Origin of the sequence: Stutzerimonas stutzeri, assembly GCF_024448985.1 — a bacterium.
Taxonomy (GTDB): Bacteria; Pseudomonadota; Gammaproteobacteria; order Pseudomonadales; family Pseudomonadaceae; genus Stutzerimonas; species Stutzerimonas stutzeri_AP.
Genome location: NZ_JAMOII010000002.1, coordinates 239783 through 266781, shown reverse-complemented (window position 1 = coordinate 266781; position 26999 = coordinate 239783). Strand labels below are relative to the sequence as shown.

The following is a 26999-nucleotide window of genomic DNA, read 5'->3' as shown; positions in this document are numbered from 1 at the left end:
ATGCTGCACCTGCGCCGTTTCGCCCAACCATCTGCCCTGACCCTGGCTCTTATGCTGGGAATTCACGGTAGCGCCTGGGCTCAGCAACCACCGGCAGAGCTGGCGGAGCCCATCTCGCTGGGAACCACGGCCAGCAAGGCGCCACTGCCGCTGGACGAGTTGCGCACCTTCGCCGAGGTGCTGGACCGGATCAAGGCGGCCTATGTCGAGCCGGTTGACGACAAGACCCTGCTGGAAAACGCCATCAAGGGCATGCTCAGCAACCTCGACCCGCATTCCGCCTATCTCGAACCCGAAGCCTTCGCCGAGCTGCAGGAAAGCACCAGCGGCGAGTTCGGGGGGCTCGGAATCGAGGTCGGTATGGAGGACGGTTTCATCAAGGTGGTATCGCCAATCGATGACACCCCCGCATCCAAGGCCGGCATCGAGGCGGGCGATCTGATCGTCAAGATCGATAACAAGCCAACCAAGGGCATGTCGATGATGGACGCCGTTGGCATGATGCGCGGCAAGCCGGGCAGCGATATTTCGCTGTCGCTGGTACGCGAGGGCGGCCAACCCTTCACGGTCAAACTCACCCGCGCGGTGATCAAGGTCACCAGCGTCAAAAGCCAAATGCTCGAGCCCGGCTACGGTTATCTGCGCGTCACCCAGTTCCAGATCAATACCGGCGAGGAAGTTGGCAAGGCTCTGGCGCGCCTACGCAAAGAGAACGGCAAGAAGCTCAACGGGTTAGTGCTCGATCTGCGCAACAACCCGGGTGGCGTGCTGCAGGCCGCGGTGGAAGTATCCGATCACTTCCTCACCGATGGGCTGATCGTCTACACCAAAGGCCGCATCGCCAATTCCGAGCTGCGTTTCAACGCCGATCCAGCCGATGCCAGTGAAGGCGTCTCGCTGGTGGTGCTGATCAACGGCGGCAGCGCCTCGGCCTCGGAAATCGTCGCCGGCGCCCTGCAGGACCAGAAGCGTGGCGTCGTAATGGGTACCGACAGCTTTGGCAAAGGATCGGTCCAGACCGTCCTGCCGCTGAACAACGACCGCGCGCTGAAGCTCACCACGGCGCTTTACTACACCCCCAACGGCCGCTCCATCCAGGCCCAGGGCATCGAGCCGGATATCCAAGTGGCCCGCGCCAAGTTCACCCGCGAGCAGGCGGTCGAAGGCGTACGCGAGGCGGATCTGGCCGGACATCTGGGCAACGGTAACGGCGGCCCGGAACGCCCCACCAGCACCCAGGTCGTTAGCGACTCACCACGCCCGCAGGACGAAGACTTCCAGCTCGGCCAGGCACTGAATCTGCTCAAGGGGTTGAACCTCACCCGCGGCCAGTAGGATGTCCCGACTTGCCATCCTGCTGCTGGGACTCTTGACACCGCTGCTGGTAATCGGCGCTCCGGGCGCGGATGCAACAGGCGACTCAGAGCGCCTGACAACCCTTTCGCGAATGCCGAAGTTAGCCTTGGTAATGGATGACCTCGGACAGAACGCTGCTCGCGACGGTCGTGTTCTGGCACTGCCCGGCCCGGTGGCAATGGCGATCCTGCCGGACAGTCGCCACGCCACTCCGCTGGCCGAACGGGCCAACGCGGCAGGTAAGACGGTCATGCTGCATCTGCCCATGGCTCCGGCCGATGGCCCCTATGCCTGGCAGCCGCAACTGGGGCCGACGGAGCTGTCCAACCGATTGGACAGCGCACTGGCAAAGGTTCCCCATGCCAGCGGTGTAAACAACCACATGGGCAGCCTGATGACCGCTCGAGCGCAGCCGATGGCGTCCTTGATGAACGAGCTGCAGCAGCGCCATCTGTTCTTTCTCGACAGCCGCACCCATGCCGGAACGGTTGCAGCCGCCGCCGCTCAACGGATCGGATTGGCCAGCCTGTCGCGGGATATTTTTCTCGACGACGACCCCAGCCCTCACGCCGTTGCGGCGCAGTTCCGCACAGCCCTGAAGCTTGCGCGCAAGCAGGGTTCAGTGGTGATCATCGGCCATCCCCACCCCAGCACGCTGGCGCTTCTGGAGCGGGAATTGCCACGTCTGCAGGCTCAGGGGATCGACTGGGTGGACATCGGACAGATGATCGCTACCCGTGGCAACCGCGCGATGGTTGCCCATGGCTCAGGCGGCATTTATCGCTCAGCCCAGGATCAGAGATAACGACGCATGATGGCGTCGATGGAACCGTCGCCCCGCATCTCGTCCAACGCCTTTTGCAGCCGCGCCACGACATCGTCCGGCGTCTGCTTGTTCAGCGCGAGAAACAGCTGCGCATCGTTGAACCGCAATGCAGTCACCAGCCCGTTTACCCCTTCCTGCTTGGCCAGATAAGGGCCGACCGGATCGGTGGTCGCCCACAGATCGATATGTCCTTTGAGCAGTTTTCCGATGTTTGCCTGGTCACGCAGCGAGTTAATCGGCTCGAACCCATTGCTCTCAAGATGCTGGCTGACCGCGTCATCCTGATAGGCGCCAATCCGATACCGCCGAGCCTGCTCAAGCGAACTCAGGCGTAACGGACTGCCGGGCGGAGCGAGAAGCACCCAGCCGGTGCTAGCGAGCGGGCCGACCCACTTGAATAGCGGCTCGCGCTCCGGCGTATAGGTGGTGGAGAACAACCCTTGGTCCGGCTTATCCAGTACTTGGTTATAGATGCGCTCCCAGGGGAAGCGCAGTGTCAGGCTGTAATCGATATCGGCACGCTTGAACATTTCGCGCACGATGTCGGCGTTGATGCCGCTGACGTTGCGATCCGCTGCGTAGTTCTTGCCGTCGGCCGCCATATTGAACGGCGGGAAATTCTCCGTCAGCATCACCACCCTGTAGTCGGCTGGCAATGCGGCCTTGGCCGAGGCGGCCGCGAGCAACAGCAGGCCGACCGCTAGAATTCGCTTCATCGATTCTCCCCCTACTTCTGCTAATACCAGGCGGCGCACCGGCACCTATTAACAGATGTCATGCGTGCCACCTTTTATGTGTAGCAACGGAAGAACCAGACGCACGGAGACTGTCACCGAACTGGGACGAACCGCACAAATTGAGACATCATTTGGCCAGCACTCGCATCCGCGGCGCCAACCTGCACGAGGTTTGCTTAATAAGGAGGGAAAAAGATGTTCAGTCGCGGGGAAACGGCGTGGCGCTCACCTCTGGAGCGCCCCACCGGTCTTCGATGCATACACGCAGCTAGCGAGGCGCCGATCAGAAATACCGGCCAGTGATGGTATTGATCGTGCCGTCGGCGCGCATTTGATCCAGAGCGGCCTGTAGCTTCTCGACCGTCTCATCGGACACCTGACGGTTTAGCGCCAGGAAAAGCTCAGCACTGTCGAAACGCAGTACCCGCTTGAGACCGGACACGCCCTGCTGCTTCGCCAGGAAGCGCCCCGCTGGGTCGCCCGTCGCCCATAGATCGATCGCGCCGCTTTGCAGTTTCTCGACGTTGACCTGGTCGCGCAGCGCCAAGGTCGGCTGCAGCCCCTGCGCAACGAGATGCTCGGCAATGGCATCGCCCTTGTATGCGCCAATCCGGTATTGCCGGGCCTGCTCGAGGCTGTCGACTTCAATGGTGCTGTCACCGCGCGCCAGCAGCACCCAGTCATCCGGCCCGATAGGACCTACCCATTTGAACAGCTCCTCGCGCTCAGGCAACCGAGCCGTCACGAACACCCCATAGCCAGGCGTTTCCAGAGCCATCTTGTATATCCGCTCCCAAGGGAAGCGCAAGGTCAGGGTGTAATCGATACCGGCGCGCTGGAACATCTCGCGGATGATGTCGGCAGCGATGCCCCTGATGTTCTCGTCACGGGCGAAATTCTTGCCATCGACGGCCATGTTGTAAGGCGGGAAATTTTCGGTGAGCAGATCGATCTGCTCCGGTGCGGCCTGGGCGGTGGTGCCCAAGATCAAACTGGTCGCTAAAGCAAGAAGCGTGGATTTGAACATGGCATTAATTCCTTTATTCCCGCACGGATGGCCCGTTACGTTCCTTTAAGTGTTGTTTGCTCGATCGAATCGGCTGCCGACTCAACGCATCACAATGCCGCAACTGGCCATATAGGCTTTTGCTTCCGGCACGGTGTATTCGCCAAAGTGAAAAATACTGGCCGCCAATACCGCATCGGCCTTGCCCTCGAGGATGCCATCGGCCAGGTGCTGCAGGTTGCCTACACCACCGGAGGCGATCACCGGGATACTCAGCGCCTCGCTGATGGCGCGGGTGACACCGAGGTCGTAGCCGCTCTTGACGCCATCCTGATCCATGCTGGTCAGCAGGATTTCACCGGCACCCAGCGCCTCCATCTTCTGTGCCCAGAGCACCGCGTCCAGCCCCGTGGGCTTGCGTCCGCCATGGGTGAAGATTTCCCAGCGCGGCGCTTCGCCCGGCTTGGACACTTTCTTCGCATCGATGGCCACGACGATGCACTGCGAGCCGAAGCGATCGGCGGCCTCACCAACGAACTCGGGGGTGAAGACGGCGGCGGTATTGATCGAGACCTTGTCGGCCCCGGCGTTGAGCAGGTTGCGGATGTCTTGCACGGTGCGCACGCCACCGCCGACGGTCAGCGGGATGAATACCTGGCTGGCCATGCGTTCGACGGTGTGCAGCGTGGTGTCGCGGTTGTCGACGCTGGCGGTAATGTCGAGAAAGGTGATCTCGTCGGCGCCCTGCTCGTCGTAGCGACGGGCGATCTCCACCGGGTCGCCGGCGTCGCGGATGTTCTCGAACTGAACGCCCTTGACCACGCGGCCGTTGTCCACGTCGAGGCAGGGGATGATGCGTTTTGCCAAAGCCATAGCGGATTTCCCGTAGGGTGGGTGCAACCCACCAAAAATACATCGTTTACGGTGGGCTACGCCCACCCTACGTTTATTCGTCCTTGTACTTCAGATCGCAGAGCGCCTGCGCTTCGGCCACATCGAGCGTGCCCTCGTAGATCGCGCGACCGGTGATGGCGCCGATGATGCCGGGGGTATTGGTATCGAGCAGCTTCTGGATATCACCGATGTTGTGAATGCCGCCGGAGGCGATCACCGGGATCTTGCTGGCGTTGGCCAGGGCCACCGTCGCCTCGACGTTGCAGCCCTGCATCATGCCGTCCTTGGCGATGTCGGTGTAGACGATCGCGGATACGCCATCAGCCTCGAAACGGCGCGCCAGATCGACGGCCTGCACGCTGGATACTTCGGCCCAGCCGTCGGTGGCGACGAAACCGTCTTTGGCATCCAGACCGACGATCACTTTGCCCGGAAACGCCCGACAAGCCTCGCCGACGAACTCCGGCTGCTTGACCGCCTTGGTACCGATGATCACGTAGCTGACGCCGGCGCGCACGTAATGCTCGATGGTTTCCAGCGAACGGATACCGCCACCGATCTGGATCGGCAGGTTCGGATAGCGCTTGGCGATCGCGGTGACCACATCGCCATTGACCGGCTGGCCTTCGAAGGCACCGTTGAGATCAACCAAATGCAAGCGGCGGCAACCGGCCTCGACCCACTTGGCGGCCATCGCCACCGGGTCATCGGAGAATACCGTGGCGTCGTCCATCAGGCCCTGACGTAGACGCACGCAGGCGCCGTCTTTCAGATCGATTGCGGGGATAATCAGCATGGCTCGAACCTGTTCAAATCGGGAATCGGTTAAAGGTCAGCTCTTTTCGAGCGCCCACAAGTCGCTTTCGATGCTTTCGAACCTGTCTTTCAGGTGCATCTGCACATCGAAAATCGCCTTGTTGTAGTAGAGCGGAGCAATCTCACGCGCAAACAGATCGAGCACTTCCTGCGCCTCGAAGGAGCCAAGCTCCAGTTCGAAACGATCTTCGAGAAAACGCTTGATGGTCTGCTGCGCAGCCTGCTCCTGAGCGGGGTCCAGCGTCAGCACAGGTGCTTTCGTCTTGGCCCGGCTCATTACCAGCGGCCATCCCAGGCGGCGAAATTCTGCAGCAGCTGCAGGCCGTGGGTGTGGCTCTTCTCGGGATGGAATTGCACGGCGAAGCGCGAGCCGTCGGCCAGCGCAGCGGCAAAGTCCTTGCCGTAGTGACCGCGACCGACGACGTGGCGCAGGTTACCGGCCTCGATGTAATAGCTGTGCACGAAATAGAAGCGGCCTTGGTCCGGAATGTTGTGCCAGAGCGGATGATCGACCGCCTGCTTGACCTCGTTCCAGCCCATGTGCGGCACCTTGAGGCGCTCGCCGTCTTCCTGCAGATCCTTGCCGAAGAAGCGCACCTGGCCCGGGAACAGCCCGATGCAATCGACCCCACCGTTCTCCTCGCTACGCTCCATCAGCGCCTGCATGCCGACGCAGATGCCGAGGAAAGGACGGTCGACGCTGACTTCGCGCACCAGCTCGTCAAAGCCCAGACGGCGGATCTCGGCCATGCAATCGCGGATCGCACCGACGCCGGGGAAGACCACGCGGTCGGCTTCCCGGATGACCTGCGCATCGCTGGTCACCAGCACCTTGCCGGCGCCAACGTGCTCCAGCGCCTTGGCGACCGAGTGCAGGTTGCCCATGCCGTAATCGATGACAGCAACGGTCTGCATTACAGGCAACCCTTGGTCGAAGGCATCTGTCCGGCCATCCGCTCGTCCAGCGTCAGCGCCATGCGCAGCGCGCGGCCGAAGGCCTTGAACACGGTTTCGATCTGGTGATGAGTGTTGGTGCCGCGCAGGGTGTCGATGTGCAGGGTGACCAGGGCGTGATTGACGAAGCCCTGGAAGAATTCCTGGAACAGGTCGACGTCGAAACCGCCTACGGTGGCGCGGGTATAGGGCACGTTCATGGTCAGGCCCGGGCGGCCCGAGAAATCGATCACCACGCGCGACAGCGCTTCATCCAGCGGCACGTAGGAATGCCCGTAACGGGTCATGCCCTTCTTGTCGCCGACTGCCTTGGCAAACGCCTGGCCGAGGGTGATGCCGACATCTTCTACAGTGTGGTGGTCGTCGATATGCAGATCGCCCTGGCATTCGATGTCCAGGTCGATCAGGCCATGGCGGGCGATCTGATCGAGCATGTGCTCCAGGAACGGCACGCCAATGGCGAAGCGGCTCTTGCCGGTGCCGTCCAGATTGATGGTGGCCTTGACCTGTGTTTCCAGGGTGTTGCGCTCTACGCATGCCGTACGTTCGGACATCGACAGCTCCGCTGATCGTGGGGCTAAAAAGGTCCGCATTATAGGCTCAAACCAACCTACGGGGATACGCGAGCGGCGGCTCGGCGGCCGCCAACGGGTCTGCGCCTCTGTCTTGGGTTCAGCGGAACGACCGAAGCGCCAGCCCGGCTGGTCGGTCACACGCTCCCGGCAATCGCCCGCAACCGCTCAACGAAGCAGCCTATCGGCCGAATCGTAGCGCCGTCGTGCGCTGAAAAGCCGGCACGGTTATGCTTGCCGGCACCCATTCAACGCGTCAGGTCAGCATGCCCGTATTCGTCGAAACCCTCACCGAGCCCAGCCCGCAGGATCACATCGATCTTGCGAAGATCTTTGCCGACGCCCCCGATTGGCTGTTGGCGCCCTACGCGGATGCCACGGCTCTGATCGAGGCAGGGCTGGCAGATCACAGCCTGATCGCCGGTCGTTTCAACGATCGCCTGCTCGGAGCCGCCCTGTTGCAGCGCGGCACGTCGCATTGGCGCTTGTCGCATCTCTGCGTGCGCAAGATCACCCGCCGCCGTGGCGTCGGCAAACGGATCCTCGAAGAGAGCCTGCGCCTGGCCCGGGAAGCCGGAACGGACCTGCGCCTGGCCGCGCCGAGAGAGCATCTGGAAGCCCAGGCGCTGGCCGCCAGAACGCATCTGCCGCTGGATTCCATCTAGCTCCGACCGACCACCGGAACCCAGGCGCAGACAGCCACTCCAACGCCATCTGCGGCGAAAGCCGACGTTCGTGGCGCTATACTCGCTGCTTTTGAAACGCCAAAAACAAAGGACCTGTCATGAAAGCGCTCGGCAAGATCCTGGGCCTGGTAATCCTCGGGTTGCTGCTGCTCCTCGTCGCACTGGGCTTCGCCCTGACTCATCTGTTCGACCCCAACGATTACAAGGATGAAATCCGCGCGCTTGCCCGTGACAAGGCCGGCCTGGAACTGAACATTGCCGGCGATATCGGCTGGAGCCTGTTCCCGTGGCTCGGCCTGGAACTGCACGACACCACCCTGGCCAGCGTGCGCACGCCAGAGCAGCCGTTCGCCGATCTGCGCATGCTCGGCCTCTCGGTCCGGGTGCTGCCGCTGTTCAGCCGCGAAGTTGAAATGAGTGACATCGCCCTCAATGGCCTCAACCTGACCCTGGCTCGCGACGAAAACGGCAGCAGCAACTGGGAAGGCGTAGGCCAGCCAGCCGGCGGCGAAGCGCAACCCGGCGAACCCGCCCCAGCGGAACAGGCCGAGACAGCGAATGAAGAGCCGCGAGCCGGAAAACCAAGGCGTCCGCTGCAGCTGGATATCGATAGCCTGACCATCAGCGATGCCCGGGTGAGCTACCACGACGCGCAAAGCGGCCAGCAATTCAGCGCCGAAGGTATCGAGCTCAGCACCGGCGCCATCCGCGAAGCCACTTCGATCCCGGTCAAGCTCAACGCCTTCTTCGGCAGCAACCAGCCCGTGATGCGGGCGCGCACCGAGTTACAAGGCGACCTGCGCTTCGATAACAAACTGCAGCGTTATCAGTTCGAGAACCTGCGCCTGAGCGGCGAAGCCTCGGGCGAACCTCTGGAAGGCAAGACGCTGTCCTTCAGCGCGCAGGGCCAATTGCTCATCGACCTGGCGGCGGATATCGCCGAGTGGACCAGTCTCAAGTTCACCGCCAACCAATTGCGCGGCCTTGGCGAGTTGAAGGTGCGCGATCTGCAGGAGCAACCGAAGCTCGCCGGTACGCTGTCCATCGCCGAGTTCAACTTGCGCGAATTCCTCGGCGGCATCGGCCAGCAACTCCCGCCCATGGCCGACAACACGGCGTTGGGCAAGGCCGAACTGGTCACCCGCCTGGCCGGGACCCCGACCAGCCTGACCTTCGAAGAACTCGACCTGAAACTGGACGGCAGCACCTTTACCGGACAGATCGGCATCAGCGATTTCGCCAAACAGGCACTGCGCGTAGATCTCAAGGGCGACCAGCTGAATCTGGACCGCTATCTGCCACCGCCAGGCCAGGAAGATGCATCCGGCGCTGCCCGCAAGAGCGAGGTAGAGGCCACCGAAGCCGCCGTGATCGGCAGCGGCACCACACCGCTGCCGGACAAGCCTACCCAGCAGGCCTGGAGCGAAGCCTCGGTCCTGCCGATCGCCACGCTGCGCCGCCTGGATACCAGAATCAATCTGGATATCGGCAGCCTCACCGCAATGAAACTGCCGCTCGACAGCTTCGCGCTCCGGGCACGCAGCGCAGGCGGCCTGCTGACCCTGGAGGAAATGCGCGGCGGCTATTACAACGGTCGCGTGGAAGCCTCGGCCAGCCTCGATGTGCGCCCCCAAATACCGCTAATAACCGCTCAGACCCGCTTCGCTCGCGTCCCGGTCGAGCGCTTGCTCGAAAGCCAGGGCGAAAAAGTGGTGGTCAAGGGCTTGCTCAATCTGGACAGCGACATTCGCAGTCAGGGCAACAGCCAGAAGGCCTGGGTCGACAACCTAAACGGCAAGATCGGCTTCATCATCGACAACGGCATTCTGGTCGACGCCAATCTCGAACAGCAACTCTGTCGCGCCATCTCCACGTTGAATCGCAAGCCACTGACCAGCGACCCGCGCAGCAAGGACACGCCGTTCCGCGAACTCAAGGGCAACCTGACCCTGCGCAACGGCGTAGCCAGCAATCCGGACCTGAAGGCCAGCATTCCGGGGCTGACGGTAAACGGCAACGGCGATGTGGATCTGCGTGTGCTGGGCATGGACTACCGCGTCGGGATCGTCATCGAGGGCGACAAGGGCGCCATGCCCGACCCGGCCTGCGCAGTCAACGAGCGTTACGTCGGCATCGAATGGCCACTGCGTTGCCGTGGCCCGCTGGAACTTGGCGCCAAGGCCTGCCGCTTCGACAAAGACGGTCTCGGCAAGATCGCTGCCCGCCTCGCCGGTGAAAAACTCAACGAAACCATCGAAGAAAAGCTCGGTGACAAGGTCAGCCCTGAATTGAAAGACGCACTGAAAGGCCTGTTCAACCGATGAACCCGCACGTGTTGAGTGACGAACACTTCGGCGCGGCCGTGCTCGACTGGTACGACCGCCACGGCCGCAAGGATCTGCCCTGGCAACAAGGCATCACGCCCTACCGGGTCTGGGTATCGGAGATCATGCTGCAACAGACCCAGGTCAGCACCGTGCTCGGCTATTTCGATCGCTTCATGGCTGCATTGCCGACGGTGCAGGCCCTGGCCAGCGCAGACGAAGATGAAGTGCTGCACCTGTGGACCGGGCTCGGTTACTACAGCCGCGCACGCAACCTGCACAAGACCGCCAAGCTGATCGTCGCCGAGCATGGCGGCGAGTTTCCAAAGTCGGTCGATCAGCTCGCCGAACTTCCCGGTATCGGTCGATCGACCGCCGGCGCCATTGCCAGCCTGAGCATGGAATTGCGCGCGCCGATACTCGACGGCAACGTCAAGCGCGTGCTGGCCCGCTACGTCGCCCAGGATGGCTATCCGGGCGAGCCGAAAGTCGCCAGAAAGCTCTGGGACGTGGCCGAGCGCCTGACGCCGCACACGCGCGTCAACCACTACACCCAGGCGATGATGGACCTGGGCGCGACGCTCTGCACACGCAGCAAACCCAGTTGCCTGCTTTGCCCGCTGAAGTCTGGCTGCCGCGCCCATCTGCTTGGCCGTGAAACAGATTTTCCGGTGTCCAAGCCGCGCAAGGCGCTGCCACAAAAGCGCACATTGATGCCGTTACTCGCCAATCATGAGGGCGCCATTCTGCTTTATCGCCGCCCCTCGACCGGCCTCTGGGGTGGACTTTGGAGTCTGCCGGAATTGGACGACCTGACCGCGCTCAACCCGCTCGCCGAACGCCACGCCCTGCAGCTGCAACAGCGCCTGGAACTGCCCGGTCTGACCCACACCTTCAGCCATTTTCAGCTCGCCATCGAGCCCTGGCTGATCAGAGTCAAGTCCGAGGCCGACGCCGTGGCCGAGGCGGACTGGCTCTGGTATAACCTCGCCACCCCGCCGCGACTGGGGCTCGCCGCCCCGGTGAAGACGCTGCTCAAGCGCGCCGCCGCCGAATTAAACGCAGGAGAGATGTCATGACTCGCACCGTGAACTGCCGCAAGTACAAAGAAGAGCTTCCCGGCCTCGACCGCCCGCCGTATCCGGGCGCCAAGGGCGAGGACATTTACAACAACGTGTCGAAGAAGGCCTGGGACGACTGGCAGAAGCACCAGACCATGCTGATCAACGAGCGTCGGCTGAACATGATGAATGCCGAAGATCGCAAATTCCTGCAGGCCGAAATGGACAAGTTCTTTTCCGGCGAGGATTACGCCCAGGCCGAAGGTTACGTACCGCCGAGTCAGTGATTCACCCCTAGCGGGAACGCGTCCTGTTGGCTGCTGCCGGCATCCAGCAGGACGATCGGAAAACGCTTTTCAAGCTTCATCAAAACGCTAAACGCCCGTTCTGACTAAATATTTTCTCGGCCGCGCTTGACAGGCAAAAGCCAAATCCGTCTAATAGCGCCCCGTTGCCCAGGTAGCTCAGTCGGTAGAGCAGGGGATTGAAAATCCCCGTGTCGGCGGTTCGATTCCGTCCCTGGGCACCATGACTTGTAAACCCCTGATTCCGTGAGGTCTCAGGGGTTTCGTCGTTTTGGGGCCCGTGTGCCTCCCCCGACTGGATACACGTGACGGGTACACGATGGCGTTTATGGCCCAACCCAAGGCAAACGAAGCGACAGCTACTCATCGCCACCTCCCCCAAGGACGCATGACGCTCCGACCTGCGGTGGACGAGCTCGTCGCTGCCGGACCCATAGTCATATGGATCGTTGATTGACCCGCTTCGAGAGCTGTTCGGCCGACTCCTTTCGCTCTGAATAGCGGTCCACGAGGTCCGGCCGGTCCCGCAGGAGGATGGTGAACTTCATCAGCTCCTCCATTACATCCACAACCCGATCGTAATAAGGCGAGGCCTTCATCCGGTCCTGTTCGTCGAACTCCAGATAAGCCTTGGGCACGGACGACTGGTTGGGGATAGCAAACATCCGCATCCACCGCCCCAGAACGCGGAGCTGGTTGACCACGTTGAAAGATTGCGAGCCGCCGCAGACCTGCATGACCGCCAAGGTTTTGCCCTGGGTCGGACGGACCGCGCCCATCGCCAGCGGAACCCAATCAATTTGCGCCTTGAAGACCGCCGACATCGAGCCATGTCGCTCCGGCGAGCACCAGACCTGCCCTTCCGACCATTGCATGAGCTGCAGCAGCTCCTGAACCTTCGGATGGGCTTCGTTGCCCTTGCTAGCCAGCCCCTCGGTCGAAAGCCCGGCCTCGCGGAGCGTTATCAGCGTGCGAGGCAGAACCTGGCCCCGGGGGACACTCCCGGCGCTCACGGCCTCGAACCCGCTCGGGGCGAGATGGTTGAACATGGCTTCGGACAAAATGCTTCGGCAGCTATTGGCCGTACACATAAACAGAACTTTCACGGCTTCTCCTCCGCGCTGACGGCGGTTTCAGATACTCAGCCTGATGGCCAAGGCGGACAGGGTGACGAACAGGACCGGCAGCGTCAGAACGACACCAACCTTGAAGTAATACCCCCAGGTCACGCGGATGCCTTTACGGCTCAGGACGTGGAGCCAGAGAAGCGTGGCCAAGCTACCGATGGGGGTGATTTTCGGCCCCAGGTCGCAGCCGATGACGTTGGCGTAAATCATCGCGTCACGCACTAAGCCGCTCGTATCCGTCGCATGAATCGACAGGGCGCCGACCAGCACGGTGGGCATGTTGTTCATGACCGAAGACAGGCCCGCTGTCAAAAACCCCGTTCCCAGCGCAGCGCCCCAAACGCCGTAGCCGGCCAGATGATTCAGGGCGGTCGTCAGGTAATCGGTGAGCCCTTGGTTCTTAAGGCCATAGACGACTAGGTACATACCCAGCGAGAAGACAACCACCTGCCAGGGCGCCTCGCGCAGCACCCTTCGGGTCGAAATGACGTGCCCACGGGCGGCGACGGCAAACAGCACAACCGCACAAGCGGCCGCAACGGCGCTTATGGGAATGCCCAAAGGCTCGAGCGCAAACAGACCAGCCAGGAGCGCGACGAGGACGACCCAACCGACTCGGAAAGCAGCTCGGTCGCGAATCGCCATAGCCGGGGCCTTGAGCAAAGCCAAGTCATAAGTCGACGGAACGTCACGCCGAAAGAACAACCAGAGAACGGCCAGCGTCGCCGCCACGCTGACCGCGTTGACCGGGACCATGACGGCGGCGTACTCGCTGAAGCCCACATCGAAATAATCAGCCGTGACGATGTTCACCAGATTCGAAACGACCAATGGCAGGCTGGCGGTATCGGCGATGAAGCCGGCCGCCATGACGAAGGCCAGCGTGGACGCTGCCGAGAAGCGCAAGGCGACCAGCATCGACACCACGATGGGCGTCAGGATGAGCGCCGCACCATCGTTTGCGAATACGGCCGAGACGGCGGCACCCAGGAGGATCGTGAAGGCGAACAGGCGGCTCCCCCTCCCCCTGGCCCAGCGCGCGACATGCAGGGCAGTCCACTCGAACAGCCCGGCCTCGTCGAGGAGCAGGCAGATGATGATGATTGCGATGAAGGTCGCCGTCGCGTTCCAGACGATGCCCCATACGGTGGGGATGTCAGCGAGCGTGACGACTCCTGCCAACAGCGCGACGACCGCACCCAGGGAGGCGCTCCAGCCGACCCCGAGCCCCCGGGGCTGCCAGATGACCAGGACGATGGTGGCGATGAAGATGGCGACTGCGATAAGCATACGACTGGCGCTCCTGGCTCAGCAGCAAGAGGCGACGCGGACTGGGCGGTCGCCCATTTGCTCGAGCCGGGCTCGATCCTGCTTCAACCACTCCGCATTGGCTTGCAGCGTCGCCTGAAGAACGTCCCGGACCCAGGACGGCAGGTCCGGATTGAGGCTGTAGTAGACCCACTGCCCCTGACGCCGATCCACCAGCAGGCCGTAAGCTCGAAGCTGCGCAAGATGGCGGGACACCTTGGGCTGGCTGTCATCCAGCGCGCAGACCAGCTCGCAAACACAAAGCTCACCCTCCTGGATAACAAGCAAAGCGGCTCGCACGCGGGTTTCATCAGACAAACATTTGAACAATGCAGGGGGCGTCACGGCAAAGCACCTAAACATACGGATGCGCGAATATATGGATTACCACATATATGAGCAAGCAGCGTGACTCGATCCAGGATTATCGGCGCAGCCGGGCCCGCCTTTCACACGCACCGCTAAAAGACCAAACCGGCAACGAGCCCTGCGGCCGACGTTGCGTCATGAGCCGGGTGAACTGGCGAACCCTTGGAACTGCGGATACTCTCGACTACGCGGTTGAAACGCTATGGATGGCCGACCAGGCAGGAGCATAAGCAGTGCGGATGTTTCCTTCGATTCTACTGATAGGGTTGTGCACACTCGCCACCCAGACGAGTGCCGAAGAGTGGCGGTTCGTCACCGAGGATTTCCCGCCGTTCAGCCGCGCTGCGGGAACGCCGCCCCAGAGCCATGAAGGGGTAAAAAAGGCGGGCGGCCCGCTGGTGGAAATCGTACAGGCGGTCTGCGCGCGCCTGGACCTGAATTGCCCGATCGTGGTCCATCCATGGCAGCGCGCCCTGCACTTGGCCGAAGACGGGGAAGTCGAAGGTATTTTCACCGTGGTTCGTTCGCCGCAACGCGAGCGCGCGTTTCATATCACCCGCATGCTGGTCACTTCGCGCTATGCCGTATTCGCTCGCAAGGACAGTGGCTTCGTGTATAGCCAGCCGGGTGATCTGGCCGGTCGGCTGATCGGCGTCTACGGCCCATCCGGCACGTCTTACGTCCTCTCCCAATACCTCGAACCGGTTGCCGGAGCGCAGGTGCATCTGACTGCCAGTAACCGTCGGCTGTTGCGCATGCTGAAGTCCGGCCGCTTCGGTGAAGGCGGCCTGGCTGTTCTCAATCAGGATGTAGCCTGGTATCTGATAGAAGAGGAGCAGCTCGATGAGCTCCGTGAAGCCGGCGAGCTGACGTCGGTCTCATATGGGATCGGCCTGTCGCGCAAGCGGATCAGCGAGGCGCAGTTTCAGAGCTTCGAGCGAGCCTTGGATGAGCTCATTGCCGACGGCACCGTGTCGGAAATCCTGCGCCACCATCAACTGGAACCGGCGTACTGAGCCGTCCGACGCGCTCAAACAACCCGGACGGCAACCGCCTCCTTACGATGCCTGAGTAGTCACTGGACCTCACACGTCCGGACAAACTCGGCTCGATCTCGTTTTTTGTGTGAGCAATCCTCCGCCGAACACCGTCTACCCTTCAGTCAACAGTTTCATTTCGGAGCCACGGCGCGTTTTCGTTCCCCTCGATCAGCCAAGAACAGAAGGACATATGGAAGCAGAGAAGAAACTTCCCAAAGCCGTCATCCTTTTCCCGGTGTTCATCCCAGCCGTTGTCGTAACGCTGCTGCTGGTGATCGGCACGATCAGCAACCCCGAACTGGCGAGTGAGGTATTCAGCTCGACGCTGGCCTTCATCACCCGCTCGTTCGGCTGGTTCTACATGCTGGCGGTGGCCTTTTTTTTGGTCTTCGTCGTCGGCATCGCGCTGACCAAGTGGGGCAACATCAAGCTCGGGCCGGATCATGCCGAACCGCAGTACAGCTTCCCGGCCTGGTTCGCCATGCTGTTCTCCGCCGGCTACGGTATCGCCCTGCTGTTCTTCGGCGTCGCCGAGCCGGTGCTGCATTTTTCCACGCCACCGGCCGGCGCACCGGAAACCGTCGATGCGGCCAAGCAAGCGATGCAGATCGCCTTTTTCCACTGGGGTTTTCACATCTGGGCGATCTACGGCCTGACCGGCCTGGTGCTAGCCTATTTCTCGTTTCGCCACGGCCTGCCGCTGTCGATGCGTTCGGCGCTGTATCCGATCATCGGCGAACGCATTCATGGCCCCATCGGGCACGTTGTGGATGTATTCGCGATTCTCGGCACGTTGTTCGGCATCGCCACCACCCTCGGTCTGTCGGTCACCCAGATCAATGCCGGTCTGAACTACCTGTGGCCGCAAATCCCTGTCAGTACCACGGTGCAGGTCATTGCCATCGTGTTGATCACGGCGCTCGCCACCTGCTCGGTGGTGGCCGGGATGGACAAGGGCATCAAGAATCTCTCGCTGCTGAACATGATCCTGGCGATCACGCTGATGGTGTTCGTGTTCGCCGTGGGGCCGACCATCTTCATTCTGGAAACCTTCCTGCAGAACACCGGCAGCTACCTGAACAACATCATCGAGCGCACCTTCAACCTACAGGCCTACAGCCGTAGCGACTGGATCGGCAACTGGACGCTGTTCATCTTCGGCTGGACCATTGCCTGGTCGCCGTTCGTGGGCCTGTTCATCGCCAAGATCAGCCGCGGCCGGACCATTCGCCAATTCGTCTTCGGCGTGATGTTCGTACCGACGATCTTTACCTTTCTCTGGTTCTCGATCTTCGGCGACACCGCTTTGCACCTGATCATGGTCGAAGGCTACACCGAGCTGATCGGCCAGGTGCAGAGCGACCACTCCATCGCCTTGTTCCAGCTCTTCGAACGCCTGCCGCTAAGCGCCATCACCTCGTTCATCGCTGTGGTGCTGATCGCCACCTTCTTCGTCACCTCGGCCGACTCCGGTGCGCTGGTGATCGACTCGCTGGCCGCTGGCGGCGTGGCGCAGACGCCCGTCTGGCAGCGGGTGTTCTGGGCGACCACGGCGGGCTTCGTCGCCATCGCCCTGCTGGTGGCCGGAGGCCTGAGCGCTTTGCAGACCATGGCGATCACCAGCGCGCTGCCGTTCGCCATCATCATGATCATCGCGGCGCTGGGCATGTGGCGGGCACTGGTGATCGAGGGCCATCACGAAGTCAGCCTGCAGACCCACATGCACGGCAGCCGACTGGCCAGCAATGCCGGGCCGGGCCTGTGGAAAAAGCGTCTGGCCGGGCTGGTCAACTTCCCCAGCCGCGAAGAGGCGGAAAACTTCATCGCCACCAGCGTGCTCAAGGGCATGCGCCGGGTGCAACGCGCTCTGGCCGAACAGGACTGGCCGGCCGAAGTGCATACCGACGAGCACAATTCGCGGGTCTATCTGGAAGTGATCAAGGAGGATCAGGTCGATTTCATCTATGAGATTCGCCTGGTGGGCTATGCCATGCCGTCCTTCGTGCTCACCGAGGATCCGGACACCGACGAGCAGTACTACCGCGCCGAGGTCTTCCTGCGTCGCGGCGGTCAGTCCTACGACGTCTACGGCTACGACCAGCAGGACATCATCAGCGACATACTCGACCAGTTCGAGAAGTACCTGAATTTCCTGCATATCTCGCCCGGCAGCCTGCCCTGGAAGATGGGCGAACACGACGAGATGCTCAGCAACGAACCCGAGGCACCGAAACCCACGCCATGAGGCGGCAAAACAGGGGAAGTTCATCTATATAGATACAGGACGATTCGCCGCGCCACCAAGAGTCCGTCCATCGAACGGTGACCAAACGGTCACCGTTCCGGTGGCGGCGCCACGCTTGGCGCATGACCCTGCCCATGCTAGGTTTGCGCCTCGCCAGGAGGGCGAGCAGTCGGCCGGAGCGCAATTTACACAGAAAAGACCAGGCAAAGCGCTGGTCCGAGAGAGGAAGCTCAATGGCTGAGGCCATACCCGCCCTGGAAATTCGCAACCTGCACAAGCGTTACGGCGATCTGGAAGTACTCAAGGGCATCTCATTGACTGCGCGCGACGGCGATGTGATCTCTATCCTCGGCTCATCCGGCTCCGGAAAGTCGACGTTTCTGCGCTGCATCAATCTGCTGGAAAACCCAAACGAAGGCGAAATTCTCGTCGCCGGGGAGCAGCTACGCCTCAAGCGCGCCAAAGACGGCGACCTGGTCGCGGCTGACGCCAAGCAAATCAACCAGATGCGCAGCAAGCTTGGCTTCGTGTTCCAGAACTTCAATCTCTGGCCGCACATGAGTGTGCTCGACAACATCATCGAGGCACCGCGCCGAGTGCTCGGCCAGAGCAAAGCCGAAGCCACTGAAGCCGCCGAAGCGCTGCTGGCCAAGGTCGGCATCGCCGACAAACGCCACGTCTATCCGAACCAGCTATCGGGCGGTCAGCAGCAACGGGCCGCGATTGCGCGCACCCTGGCGATGCAACCCAAGGTGATCCTGTTCGACGAGCCGACCTCAGCTCTCGATCCGGAAATGGTACAAGAAGTGCTTGCAGTGATCCGGTCGCTGGCCGACGAGGGCCGCACCATGCTGCTGGTCACCCATGAAATGAACTTCGCCAAACAGGTATCCAGTGAGGTTGTTTTTCTCCATCAGGGCCTGGTCGAAGAGCAAGGAACGCCGGAGCAGGTGTTCGACAACCCCAACTCGGCACGCTGTAAACAGTTCATGTCCAGTCATCGCTAATGGAGCAACACCGCATGAAAAGCTATAAGAAGATTCTGCTGACTGCCGCCGCCACGCTGATGCTCGGCGCCAACGCCTTTGCCGCCGACAAGCTACGCATCGGCACCGAAGGCGCCTACCCGCCCTTCAACCTGATCGACGCCAGCGGCCAGGTGGTCGGCTTCGATCTGGACGTCGCCCATGCGCTCTGCGCCAAGATGGAAGTCGAGTGCGAAGTGGTCACCTCCGACTGGGACGGAATCATTCCCGCCCTGAACGCTGGCAAATTCGACTTCCTCGCCGCGTCCATGTCGATCACCGAGGAACGGCAGAACGCCGTCGATTTCACCGACCACTACTACACCAACAAACTGCAGTTCGTGGCGCCCAAGTCCGTGGACTTCAAGACCGACAAGGACTACCTGGACGGCAAGGTGATCGGCGCCCAGCGCGCAACCATCGCCGGCACATGGCTGGAAGACAACATGGATGACGTGGTCGACATCAAACTCTACGACACCCAGGAAAACGCCTATCTCGATCTGGCCTCCGGCCGCGTCGACGGCATCCTCGCCGACTCCTTCGTGCAGTGGGAATGGCTCAAGAGCGATGCCGGCAAGAACTTCGAATTCAAGGGCGAGCCGGTATTCGACGACGACAAGATCGCCATGGCCGTGCGCAAGGGCAACGATGAACTGCGTGAGAAGCTGAACAAGGCGCTGGAAGAAATCATCGCTGACGGCACTTACGAGAAACTCAACGCCAAGTATTTCCCTTTCAACATTTACTGATCCGTCTGAACCGAAGCCCGACCGCCGAACTGGTAGGTCGGGCTTTGGTGTTTGAGCCCATATGATTCCCGACCTTCATGGATTCGGTCCGGCGTTGATCGCCGGTACCTGGATGACCATTCAGCTGGCCCTCGCGGCCCTGGCCCTGGGCCTTGTGCTCGGGCTGCTCGGCGCACTCGCCAAGACGTCCCCATACGCGACGCTGCGCTGGATTGGCGGCACCTACTCGACCATCGTGCGCGGCATCCCCGAACTGCTCTGGGTGCTGCTGATCTATTTCGGCACCATCGGCCTGGTACGTGGCATCGGCGAGATCTTCGGCATCGAGAATCTGGCCCTCAGCCCCTTCGTCGCCGGCACCATCGCCCTCGGCCTGTGTTTTGGCGCCTATGCCACCGAGGTCTTCCGTGGCGCGCTGCTGGCCATTCCCAAAGGCCATCGCGAAGCGGGACTGGCGCTGGGCCTGGGCAAGCGGCGTATCTTCATGCGGCTGATCCTGCCGCAGATGTGGCGCCTGGCCCTGCCCGGCCTGGGCAACCTGTTCATGATCCTGATGAAGGACACCGCGCTGGTTTCGGTGATCGGACTGGAAGAGATCATGCGTAGCTCTCAGATCGCCGTGACCGCCAGCAAGGAGCCTTTCACCTTCTTCGTCGTCGCCGCCTTCATCTACCTCGGCCTGACCGTCATCGCCATGACCGGCATGTACTTTCTCGAAAAACGCGCCGGACGCGGCTTTGTCAGGAGCGCGGCATGAGCTGGGAATTATTCATCAAGTGGCTGCCAGACTTTCTCGAAGGCGCCTGGCTCACTCTGCAGCTGGTCGGCGTTTCGGTCATAGCCGGGCTGATTCTCGCGTTACCGCTGGGCATCGCACGGTCCTCGCGCATGCTTGCGGTGCGTGCGCTGCCTTACGGGTACATCTTCTTTTTCCGCGGTACACCGTTGCTGGTGCAGCTGTTTCTCGTCTATTACGGCATGGCGCAGTTCGAGGCCGTGCGCCAAAGCGTGCTCTGGCCGTATCTGCGTGACCCCTACTGGTGCGCGATCATTACCATGACACTGCATACCGCCGCCTATATCGCCGAAATCCTGCGGGGCGCGATCCAGAACGTGCCGGCAGGCGAGGTCGAAGCCGCGCGGGCGCTGGGCATGTCTCGCCCCCAGGCCCTTTGGCACATCATTCTGCCCCGCGCCGCACGCATCGGCCTGCCGGCCTACAGCAACGAGGTGATTCTAATGCTCAAGGCCAGCGCCCTGGCCAGCACCATCACCTTGCTGGAACTGACCGGCATGGCCCGCAAGATCGCCGCACGCACCTATATGCATGAGGAGATGTTCCTCACCGCTGGCCTCATCTATCTCCTCATCGCTTTCGTGCTGATGCAGGGCTTCAAGCTGATCGAGCGCTGGCTGCGGGTGGATGCCTGCCAGGGGCGCTGATCGCGATACATGCCTCTTCGCCTAGGGGGCGAAGAGGCTTTCGCAGCTGAATCCTGCCCTATCCGCGCGGTCAGACGGACACCTGAACCAACCACGAGATCGCCCATGTCAGTCGATATTCAACGCATCGAAAAGGATCAACTCGCCTGCTGGCTAATCCGCCGTGGCGACGACGAACTGCTGATCGCCGAGCAGGGCGCGCAGATACTCAGCTACCGCCAGGGCGATGCGCCGCCGATCATCTGGCTTAGCGAGGAAGCTGCCTTCCAGCACGGCCAGTCGGTACGCGGCGGCGTGCCGATCTGCTGGCCCTGGTTCGGCGATCTAGGGCGCAACCCCGAAGATGTGCAAGCGATGTATCGGGGCGAAGCCGAAGCGCCTTTTCACGGGCTGGTACGCAGCCTGGATTGGCAGCTGGAGCGACAGGGCTCTGAAGGCGACACCGCTATCCTCGAATTCATTTGTCCTCAGGCTCAGGGAGCGCTGCCCGGCTGGCCCCATAGGGTAGAGCTGAAGCTGCAGGTCCGTCTCGACGAGCGCCTGCACATCGCGCTGATCAGCCGCAATCTGAGCGATCGACCCGTCGCCCTCAGCCAGGCGCTGCACACCTACTTCGCCATCGGCGATATCCATCAGGTGTCGGTGGAGGGCCTGGATGGCTGTCGCTATATCGATACCCTGGAAAACTGGCAGCAACGTCAGCAACAGGGTGACCTCCGTTACGAGGGCGAGACCGACCGCATCTATCTCGATCTGCCGCCGGTGCTGAGCCTGCGCGACCCGCAGCTGAATCGCCGAATCACGCTGGAAACCCAGGGTTCGCGCTCAGCTGTGCTGTGGAACCCGTGGATTGCCAAGGCGCAGCGCCTGTCGCAATTCGCCGACGATGCCTGGCAGCGCATGGCCTGCATCGAAACCGCCAATGCGATGGACGACCGGATCGTTCTCAACGCAGGCGCCAGCCATACGCTTGCGGTCTCCATCGGCAGCGAATCACTCTAGGGTCTACCCCGTTTCTTTGGCACTGGATGGAGCCCACTGCCGGCCCTCTTCGTAGGGTGCGCTCCGCGCACCGATGCTGAGCTCAGTGGTAACCCCGCTCAGCTAACGCGTTCTGATCTCGATATCTCGGTGCGCAGAGCGCACCCTACGTTTACCGCGATTCGGAATCCAGCAGTACCAGCCGCGCTTCGAGCAGTGCAGGAAACCGCTTGAACCAGGTCTGGTTCAGCGGTGACGGATGCGGCAATGGATAAAGCTTAAAGGCGCGCTTCGCACCGTCCTCGGCCTGCAGCTCAATCTCGATAGAGGCGCTGAAACGGTTCTCGCTCTGCCAGAACCGCTCGAGACGCTGGCGTACCTCGGCGGGCTGATCGATGCCGAACCAGAGGAAGGCTTCGCGGCCCAGAGTGATGATCGCCTCGCCGTTCCAGCTTTCGACCAACAGCTGGCGCATCTGCGGGTGAAAACGGCGCTTGATCTTCATCGACCAGGCTTTGTTGCCGATTGGCTTGTACGGCACGGTGTTGATCCAGAAGAACCTTTCACTGAGCGCACGCCCGGCTTCGAAGTCCGGCATCTCCTCGCCATGCAGGTGCCGGTAGAGCACCTTGCGCACCAGCTGCCCGCCGCTGCCGATGAACGGCTCGCCATAGCGAACCTCCTCGCGCCCCGATCGCGACCGAAGAAGGCGATCGGCGCATCGGCGTCGCCCAGGCCGATGATCGGCTCGAGCGGATCCTTGTCGAAGCGCTGGTAGACCTCGACGTCGATGCCCTCGGTCTGTGCGGCGAGTTCGCGAAAAGCCTGGCGTTGCCCCTGATTCACAGTCACTGGCATTGGCCTCGTTCAAAAGTCGCTCTCGTCCACCAGCGCCACGTTTGCGGCAGTTAGTGCGTATGCCGCGTCGGCCAGATCATTGCTGACCGGCTCGATCCGCAGCGTGCCGTCCACCCACAAGGGCGCATAGATGTCTTCCAGCATGATGCCGGCCGGGTAGCGAACCAACACGATCTGATTGGGCGGTGGCGGCGGAACGTGGATGCAGGCGCCCGGATATGGCACTAGGAAGAACTCGGTGCTGCGGCCACTGCTGTCAGTTTCCAGCGGCACTGGATAACCGCCGAGGCGGATCTGCTGGCCGTTCAGCGATGTCACTGTCTTGGCCGAATACATGACCTCGGGTAAGCCCCGCCCTTGCTTGAGCCCACCCTCATCGCTGAAACCATCGGCCTCAGGGGAGTCGTGTTCGATCTCTGGCATTTCCTCTAGCGCCTTGCGGTCTTCGGCGGGCATCAATTCGAGCCAGTCGAGTTCGTCCGGAGCCGCCTGAATGAGGGTTGAGACGCACAGCAAAAGAGGCAGGATGATCGAGCGCATGAGAACCGAGGGGTAGTGAGATCGGGGCCGCCCGAAGCGCGGCCCCGGACGGGTCAGTGTTTACGACTGGTCACCATGCCATAAATCACCAGCAGGATGATCGCACCGACCACCGCGCCGATAAAGCCGGCACCTTCGCCCGCCTCGTACAGGCCGAGCGCCTGGCCGCCATAGGTAGCGAGCAGCGAGCCGCCGATACCCAGCAGGATGGTCATGATCCAGCCCATGCTGTCGTTGCCGGGCTTCAGGAAGCGTGCGATGAGGCCCACGATCAGGCCGATGATGATGGTTCCGATGATGCCCATTGGCAGTCTCCCTCAGGTCCGAAAAATACGCGTTACGTATCTTCGGACCGGAGAGGGGCTAGGCAGTTCGCCACTGAATGCCCCAGGCCAGACGGCCGGTGATCAGTCGCGGTCGATCAGCGACTCGACCGCAGTGATCTGCCGATCCAGCGTGGCGCGGTCCGGACAGCGCAACGTTGCGTGACCGACTTTGCGTCCGACCTTGAACGCCTTGCCATAGTGATGCAAGTGGCAGTCCTCGACCGCGATGACCTTCGCCACCGGCGGCACTTCGCCGATGAAGTTGAGCATGGCGCTTTCGCCCAGTTTCGCCGTCGAGCCCAGCGGCAAGCCGGTCACCGCGCGTAGGTGATTCTCGAATTGGCTGCACTCAGCGCCTTCGATGGTCCAGTGACCGGAGTTGTGCACGCGCGGCGCGATCTCGTTGGCCTTGAGGCCGCCGTCCACCTCGAAGAACTCGAAGGCCAGCACGCCGACATATTCCAGTTCTGTCAGCACCCGGCCGGCATAATCCTCGGCCAGCGACTGCAGCGGATGATTGCTGCTGGCCACCGACAACCGCAGGATGCCGTCTTCGTGAGTGTTGTGAACCAGCGGATAGAAACAGGTCTCGCCGTCGCGAGCGCGCACGGCGATCAACGACACCTCACCGCTGAACGGCACGAAACCTTCCAGGATGCACGGAACGCTGCCCAGCTCGGCAAAAGCGCTGCTGACGTCGGACTGTTTGCGCAGCACCTTCTGACCCTTGCCGTCATAACCCAGGGTGCGGGTCTTGAGCACGGCAGGCAGGCCGATACTGGCCGCGGCAGCATCGAGGTCAGCCTGGGACTGGATATCGGCGAAAGCCGGTGTAGGGATGCCAAGGTCCTTGAACATCGACTTCTCGAACCAGCGATCACGGGCGATACGCAGCGCATCGGCGCTCGGATAGACCGGCACGAACTGGGAGAGAAAGGCGACCGTCTCGGCGGGCACGCTCTCGAACTCGAAGGTCACCAGATCCACTTCATCGGCCAGCTGGCGCAGGTGATCCTGATCGCCATAGTCGGCACGCAGGTGCTCGCCGAGCGCCGCGGCGCAGGCGTCTGGCGCCGGATCGAGAAAGGCGAAGTTCATGCCCAGCGGCGTTCCCGCCAGGGCCAACATGCGGCCGAGCTGGCCGCCACCGATCACGCCGATCTTCATTTATGCGTTCCTCGGATCCGGATTGTCGAGCACGGTCTGGGTCTGTTCGTCGCGGAATTTCTTCAGCGCAACGTGATATTCAGGGAATTCATGCCCGAGGATGCTGGCCGACAACAATGCCGCGTTGACCGCGCCCGCCTTGCCGATGGCCAGGGTCGCGACCGGCACGCCAGCGGGCATCTGCACGATGGACAGCAGCGAATCGACACCCGAGAGCATGGACGACTGCACCGGCACCCCGAGCACCGGCAGATGCGTCTTGGCAGCACACATGCCCGGCAGATGCGCCGCACCGCCGGCCCCGGCGATGATCACGCGCAGCCCGCGTTCCTCGGCCTGCTCGGCGTACTGGAACAGCAGATCGGGCGTGCGGTGTGCGGACACCACGGTGACTTCGTGCGGAATGCCGAGTTTTTCCAGCATCTCGGCGGTGTGGCTGAGGGTGGACCAATCGGACTTGGAGCCCATGATCACGCCTACCAGTGCGGTCATCGTCGTGCCTCTCGTCGTGCGCTGCGCAGCGCTACAAAAACGACAAGCCACGCACCGGGAGCGTGGCTTGCATGCAGGGCAAACCAGCGAAGGCGCTGGTTCGAAGGCGCGGCATTATACCGGAAAGCCGCGCATGTCGCGCCTGCGGCTTGACAGCCGGACGGCTGCATGAAGGCCGCTCATCTTCGATGCCGTAGCGAATGCCCTAAGCGGAACACCGCACGCCTGCCAGGCCAATGGCGAGCCCCACCCCGAACGCTGGCAGGCAAGCCAGCCCTCATGATGGCCGGCGCTGCTTCCGGCCAGGCTTGGTATGCTCCTCGCGTACCGTATCGGAGGTGCCGTGTTCTCATTGAAGCGCCAGGGCGATTTTCGCCTGCAATTGAGCCGTACGCTGACCAAGCCGGGGCGTCATCAGGTCGAGCTGTACCTGTTCACGCCCCATGAGACTACCTTTTCCACCCGTGCCCTGACCGAAGAGCAATTCTTTCACAGCGCCCTGACCCACCGCTTTCGGCTGCTGGGCCTGCCGGCCAAAGACCGGGCCAGCAAGCTGGATACCTCCTATTCGCTGCTGTCGCCGCACTACGAAATCATGCAGGGAGCCTCGTTCTTCCAGTTCCAGGCGTCCCTGGACCGCCTGCGCCAGCAGCTGCAGGGCAAAGCGATGGCCGAGCCGCTGGCGCGTGCCCTGCGGCTCAGCCAGAACTACGCCCAGCGCCTGCGCAAGGCCGAGCCGAAGCAGAGCAAGCAATCGCGCTACTTTCGCCAGCTGGATATCTATTTTTCCTGGCTTGCGGAGCAGTTCCTGCTGGAAAACATGACTCTGGAGGGATTCGCGGACCTCGACAAAGAGCTGCAACAGGCGGTGCACGAATTCCTGCACCAAGAACGGCGCTACCGCACCGAACGCGGCTATCTCAGCGATTTCCAGGGGGCGCCGACCCGCGTCTGGAACCGCATGAGCCTTTATCTGCGGCTGCTGGAATACCCGGTGGTGCTGCGTCAGAAACTCACCGAACTAGGCGCCGGCACCCGCAAGCTGGTGAAGGCGGCCTCTACGATGCTAATCATGTCGCTGTTCACTTATTTTCTGTTCAACGTGCGCGACGCCAGCCAGAAAATGTCCCTGGCGCTGCTGGTGGGTATCGCGCTGGTGTACGCGGTGCGCGACCTGCTGCGCGACGACCTGATCGACACCGTCACACGCTGGCTGCGCAAGGGCAAGCCGCGCTGGAAGATCCGTCTGCTGATGCCTTACACCCAGGCGTCCATGGCCCAGCAGCTGGTCTGGCTCGACTACCGCAAGCTCTCCGAGCTGAGCAAGGCCGTGCGCGAGCATTCCGGCAAGTGGGCCACCAACGAGGAGCGGCAGATCGTCTGCTACCGTTCATGGCTGCACCTGGAAAAGGCGGCGCTGGTACAGGACGAACTCCAGGAACGCCTGATCCTCGATTGCGAGCCGCTGTGCGCGATGATCCAGGCCAGCCATCAGCAACTGTTCGAGTGGAAGGAAGCAGAGGACCAGCCGGTGGCCATCCAGGCGCACACCATCGAAAAGCAGCACGACTATAACCTGCTGCTGGTGCATCGCCAGCCGGGACAGGAAGCCACCGTGGCGCAGCGCTGGACGCTGCGCCTGGGTGCTGGGGGCATCGTGCGCTGTGTGAATAAGACAGTGAACTGGCCCGAGCCACCAAAACGACGCCTATGGCGGCGGGCCTGACCGCACGCTTCAGGCGCTCGCCAATGCCGCATGAATGGTTGCTGACAGAACTGCGACGCAAAT

General features: G+C 62.0%; 28 protein-coding genes, 1 tRNA gene and 1 pseudogene. 15 read left to right on the top strand and 15 right to left on the bottom strand.

The window, feature by feature from the left end:
- Both NA647_RS04010 and NA647_RS04005 read left to right on the top strand, forming a co-directional pair.
- Positions 1-1335 (top strand): S41 family peptidase, encoded by a 1335-nt coding sequence (locus tag NA647_RS04010; RefSeq protein ID WP_256056520.1) that lies wholly within the window; start codon positions 1-3, stop codon positions 1333-1335.
- Position 1336: 1 nt separating this feature from the next.
- Entirely contained in the window at positions 1337-2161 is an 825-nt protein-coding gene (locus tag NA647_RS04005; RefSeq protein ID WP_272889547.1) for a divergent polysaccharide deacetylase family protein, read from the top strand.
- Here NA647_RS04005 and NA647_RS04000 read toward each other — a convergent pair.
- The 7 genes from NA647_RS04000 to hisB all read right to left on the bottom strand — a co-directional run bounded on the left by NA647_RS04000 (position 2152) and on the right by hisB (position 7143).
- Positions 2152-2898 (bottom strand): substrate-binding periplasmic protein, encoded by a 747-nt coding sequence (locus tag NA647_RS04000; RefSeq protein ID WP_256056519.1) that lies wholly within the window; start codon positions 2896-2898, stop codon positions 2152-2154. The two genes, NA647_RS04005 and NA647_RS04000, sit on opposite strands and share 10 nt — an antisense overlap.
- A gap of 304 nt (positions 2899-3202) precedes the next feature.
- The gene (locus tag NA647_RS03995; RefSeq protein ID WP_256056518.1) at positions 3203-3946 is read right to left on the bottom strand and encodes a substrate-binding periplasmic protein; all 744 of its coding nucleotides are present in this window, start codon (positions 3944-3946) and stop codon (positions 3203-3205) included.
- Positions 3947-4027: 81 nt separating this feature from the next.
- On the bottom strand, positions 4028-4798 hold the full coding sequence (gene hisF, locus NA647_RS03990) for an imidazole glycerol phosphate synthase subunit HisF (RefSeq protein ID WP_256056517.1): 771 nt from the start codon (positions 4796-4798) through the stop codon (positions 4028-4030).
- A gap of 73 nt (positions 4799-4871) precedes the next feature.
- Positions 4872-5615: a 1-(5-phosphoribosyl)-5-[(5-phosphoribosylamino)methylideneamino]imidazole-4-carboxamide isomerase gene (hisA, locus tag NA647_RS03985; protein WP_256056516.1), complete on the bottom strand. Its 744-nt coding sequence runs from the start codon at positions 5613-5615 to the stop codon at positions 4872-4874.
- 36 nt (positions 5616-5651) lie between these two features.
- Positions 5652-5912 (bottom strand): DUF2164 domain-containing protein, encoded by a 261-nt coding sequence (locus NA647_RS03980; protein WP_256056515.1) that lies wholly within the window; start codon positions 5910-5912, stop codon positions 5652-5654.
- A complete protein-coding gene (gene hisH, locus NA647_RS03975) occupies positions 5912-6550 on the bottom strand; it encodes an imidazole glycerol phosphate synthase subunit HisH (RefSeq protein ID WP_256056514.1) in 639 nt (212 codons plus the stop codon). The genes NA647_RS03980 and hisH overlap by 1 nt, the downstream gene beginning before the upstream one ends.
- The gene (hisB, locus tag NA647_RS03970; protein WP_256056513.1) at positions 6550-7143 is read right to left on the bottom strand and encodes an imidazoleglycerol-phosphate dehydratase HisB; all 594 of its coding nucleotides are present in this window, start codon (positions 7141-7143) and stop codon (positions 6550-6552) included. Before hisB ends, hisH begins: the two co-directional genes overlap by 1 nt.
- A 284-nt stretch (positions 7144-7427) precedes the next feature.
- Between hisB and panM the strand changes: the two genes are divergently transcribed.
- The 5 genes from panM (at position 7428) to NA647_RS03945 (ending at position 11761) form a co-directional block, all read left to right on the top strand.
- Complete coding sequence (panM, locus tag NA647_RS03965; protein WP_256056512.1) at positions 7428-7826, top strand: aspartate 1-decarboxylase autocleavage activator PanM; 399 nt, start codon at positions 7428-7430, stop codon at positions 7824-7826.
- 119 nt (positions 7827-7945) lie between these two features.
- Positions 7946-10171 carry an AsmA family protein gene (locus NA647_RS03960; protein ID WP_256056511.1) on the top strand — a complete coding sequence of 742 codons (2226 nt, stop codon included), beginning with the start codon at positions 7946-7948 and terminating at the stop codon, positions 10169-10171.
- Positions 10172-10182: 11 nt separating this feature from the next.
- Entirely contained in the window at positions 10183-11250 is a 1068-nt protein-coding gene (gene mutY / locus NA647_RS03955; protein WP_256056775.1) for an A/G-specific adenine glycosylase, read from the top strand.
- Positions 11247-11519 (top strand): oxidative damage protection protein, encoded by a 273-nt coding sequence (locus NA647_RS03950; RefSeq protein ID WP_256047584.1) that lies wholly within the window; start codon positions 11247-11249, stop codon positions 11517-11519. Before mutY ends, NA647_RS03950 begins: the two co-directional genes overlap by 4 nt.
- Positions 11520-11685: 166 nt before the next feature.
- A tRNA-Phe gene (locus NA647_RS03945) sits at positions 11686-11761 on the top strand.
- Positions 11762-11974: 213 nt separating this feature from the next.
- Here NA647_RS03945 and NA647_RS03940 read toward each other — a convergent pair.
- From NA647_RS03940 to NA647_RS03930, 3 genes are read right to left on the bottom strand one after another with little or no spacing between them, the layout of a single operon-like run.
- The gene (locus NA647_RS03940; protein WP_336604945.1) at positions 11975-12643 is read right to left on the bottom strand and encodes an NAD(P)H-dependent oxidoreductase; all 669 of its coding nucleotides are present in this window, start codon (positions 12641-12643) and stop codon (positions 11975-11977) included.
- Positions 12644-12670: 27 nt separating this feature from the next.
- The gene (locus tag NA647_RS03935) at positions 12671-13954 is read right to left on the bottom strand and encodes an arsenic transporter (RefSeq protein ID WP_256056510.1); all 1284 of its coding nucleotides are present in this window, start codon (positions 13952-13954) and stop codon (positions 12671-12673) included.
- 18 nt (positions 13955-13972) lie between these two features.
- Complete coding sequence (locus NA647_RS03930) at positions 13973-14335, bottom strand: metalloregulator ArsR/SmtB family transcription factor (protein ID WP_256056509.1); 363 nt, start codon at positions 14333-14335, stop codon at positions 13973-13975.
- 245 nt (positions 14336-14580) lie between these two features.
- Between NA647_RS03930 and NA647_RS03925 the strand changes: the two genes are divergently transcribed.
- From NA647_RS03925 to NA647_RS03895, 7 genes are all read left to right on the top strand, one after another.
- Positions 14581-15357: a substrate-binding periplasmic protein gene (locus NA647_RS03925; RefSeq protein ID WP_256056508.1), complete on the top strand. Its 777-nt coding sequence runs from the start codon at positions 14581-14583 to the stop codon at positions 15355-15357.
- Between the two features lie 214 nt (positions 15358-15571).
- Positions 15572-17626 (top strand): BCCT family transporter, encoded by a 2055-nt coding sequence (locus NA647_RS03920; RefSeq protein ID WP_256056507.1) that lies wholly within the window; start codon positions 15572-15574, stop codon positions 17624-17626.
- A 233-nt stretch (positions 17627-17859) separates the two neighbouring features.
- The gene (locus tag NA647_RS03915) at positions 17860-18633 is read left to right on the top strand and encodes an ABC transporter ATP-binding protein (RefSeq protein ID WP_256056506.1); all 774 of its coding nucleotides are present in this window, start codon (positions 17860-17862) and stop codon (positions 18631-18633) included.
- Positions 18634-18647: 14 nt separating this feature from the next.
- Entirely contained in the window at positions 18648-19403 is a 756-nt protein-coding gene (locus tag NA647_RS03910) for an ABC transporter substrate-binding protein (protein WP_256056505.1), read from the top strand.
- A gap of 61 nt (positions 19404-19464) precedes the next feature.
- Positions 19465-20160, top strand: a complete 696-nt coding sequence (locus NA647_RS03905; protein WP_256056504.1) for an ABC transporter permease — start codon at positions 19465-19467, stop codon at positions 20158-20160.
- Positions 20157-20846, top strand: a complete 690-nt coding sequence (locus NA647_RS03900) for an ABC transporter permease (RefSeq protein WP_256056503.1) — start codon at positions 20157-20159, stop codon at positions 20844-20846. Before NA647_RS03905 ends, NA647_RS03900 begins: the two co-directional genes overlap by 4 nt.
- Positions 20847-20951: 105 nt before the next feature.
- Entirely contained in the window at positions 20952-21848 is an 897-nt protein-coding gene (locus tag NA647_RS03895; protein ID WP_256056502.1) for a D-hexose-6-phosphate mutarotase, read from the top strand.
- 151 nt (positions 21849-21999) lie between these two features.
- Here the strand turns inward: NA647_RS03895 and NA647_RS03890 are convergent.
- The 5 genes and pseudogenes from NA647_RS03890 to purE form a co-directional block, all read right to left on the bottom strand.
- Positions 22000-22685: pseudogene (locus NA647_RS03890) on the bottom strand (uracil-DNA glycosylase family protein).
- Between the two features lie 9 nt (positions 22686-22694).
- Entirely contained in the window at positions 22695-23225 is a 531-nt protein-coding gene (locus tag NA647_RS03885; protein ID WP_256056501.1) for a DUF3299 domain-containing protein, read from the bottom strand.
- A gap of 53 nt (positions 23226-23278) precedes the next feature.
- On the bottom strand, positions 23279-23530 hold the full coding sequence (locus NA647_RS03880) for a GlsB/YeaQ/YmgE family stress response membrane protein (protein ID WP_025243550.1): 252 nt from the start codon (positions 23528-23530) through the stop codon (positions 23279-23281).
- Between the two features lie 102 nt (positions 23531-23632).
- Positions 23633-24718: a 5-(carboxyamino)imidazole ribonucleotide synthase gene (locus NA647_RS03875; RefSeq protein ID WP_256047571.1), complete on the bottom strand. Its 1086-nt coding sequence runs from the start codon at positions 24716-24718 to the stop codon at positions 23633-23635.
- Positions 24719-25210 carry a 5-(carboxyamino)imidazole ribonucleotide mutase gene (purE, locus tag NA647_RS03870; RefSeq protein WP_256047570.1) on the bottom strand — a complete coding sequence of 164 codons (492 nt, stop codon included), beginning with the start codon at positions 25208-25210 and terminating at the stop codon, positions 24719-24721.
- Positions 25211-25553: 343 nt separating this feature from the next.
- On the opposite strand from purE, the gene NA647_RS03865 reads away from it, so the two are divergent.
- Positions 25554-26936 (top strand): hypothetical protein, encoded by a 1383-nt coding sequence (locus tag NA647_RS03865; RefSeq protein ID WP_256056500.1) that lies wholly within the window; start codon positions 25554-25556, stop codon positions 26934-26936.
- The last annotated feature ends 63 nt before the right edge of the window (positions 26937-26999 follow it).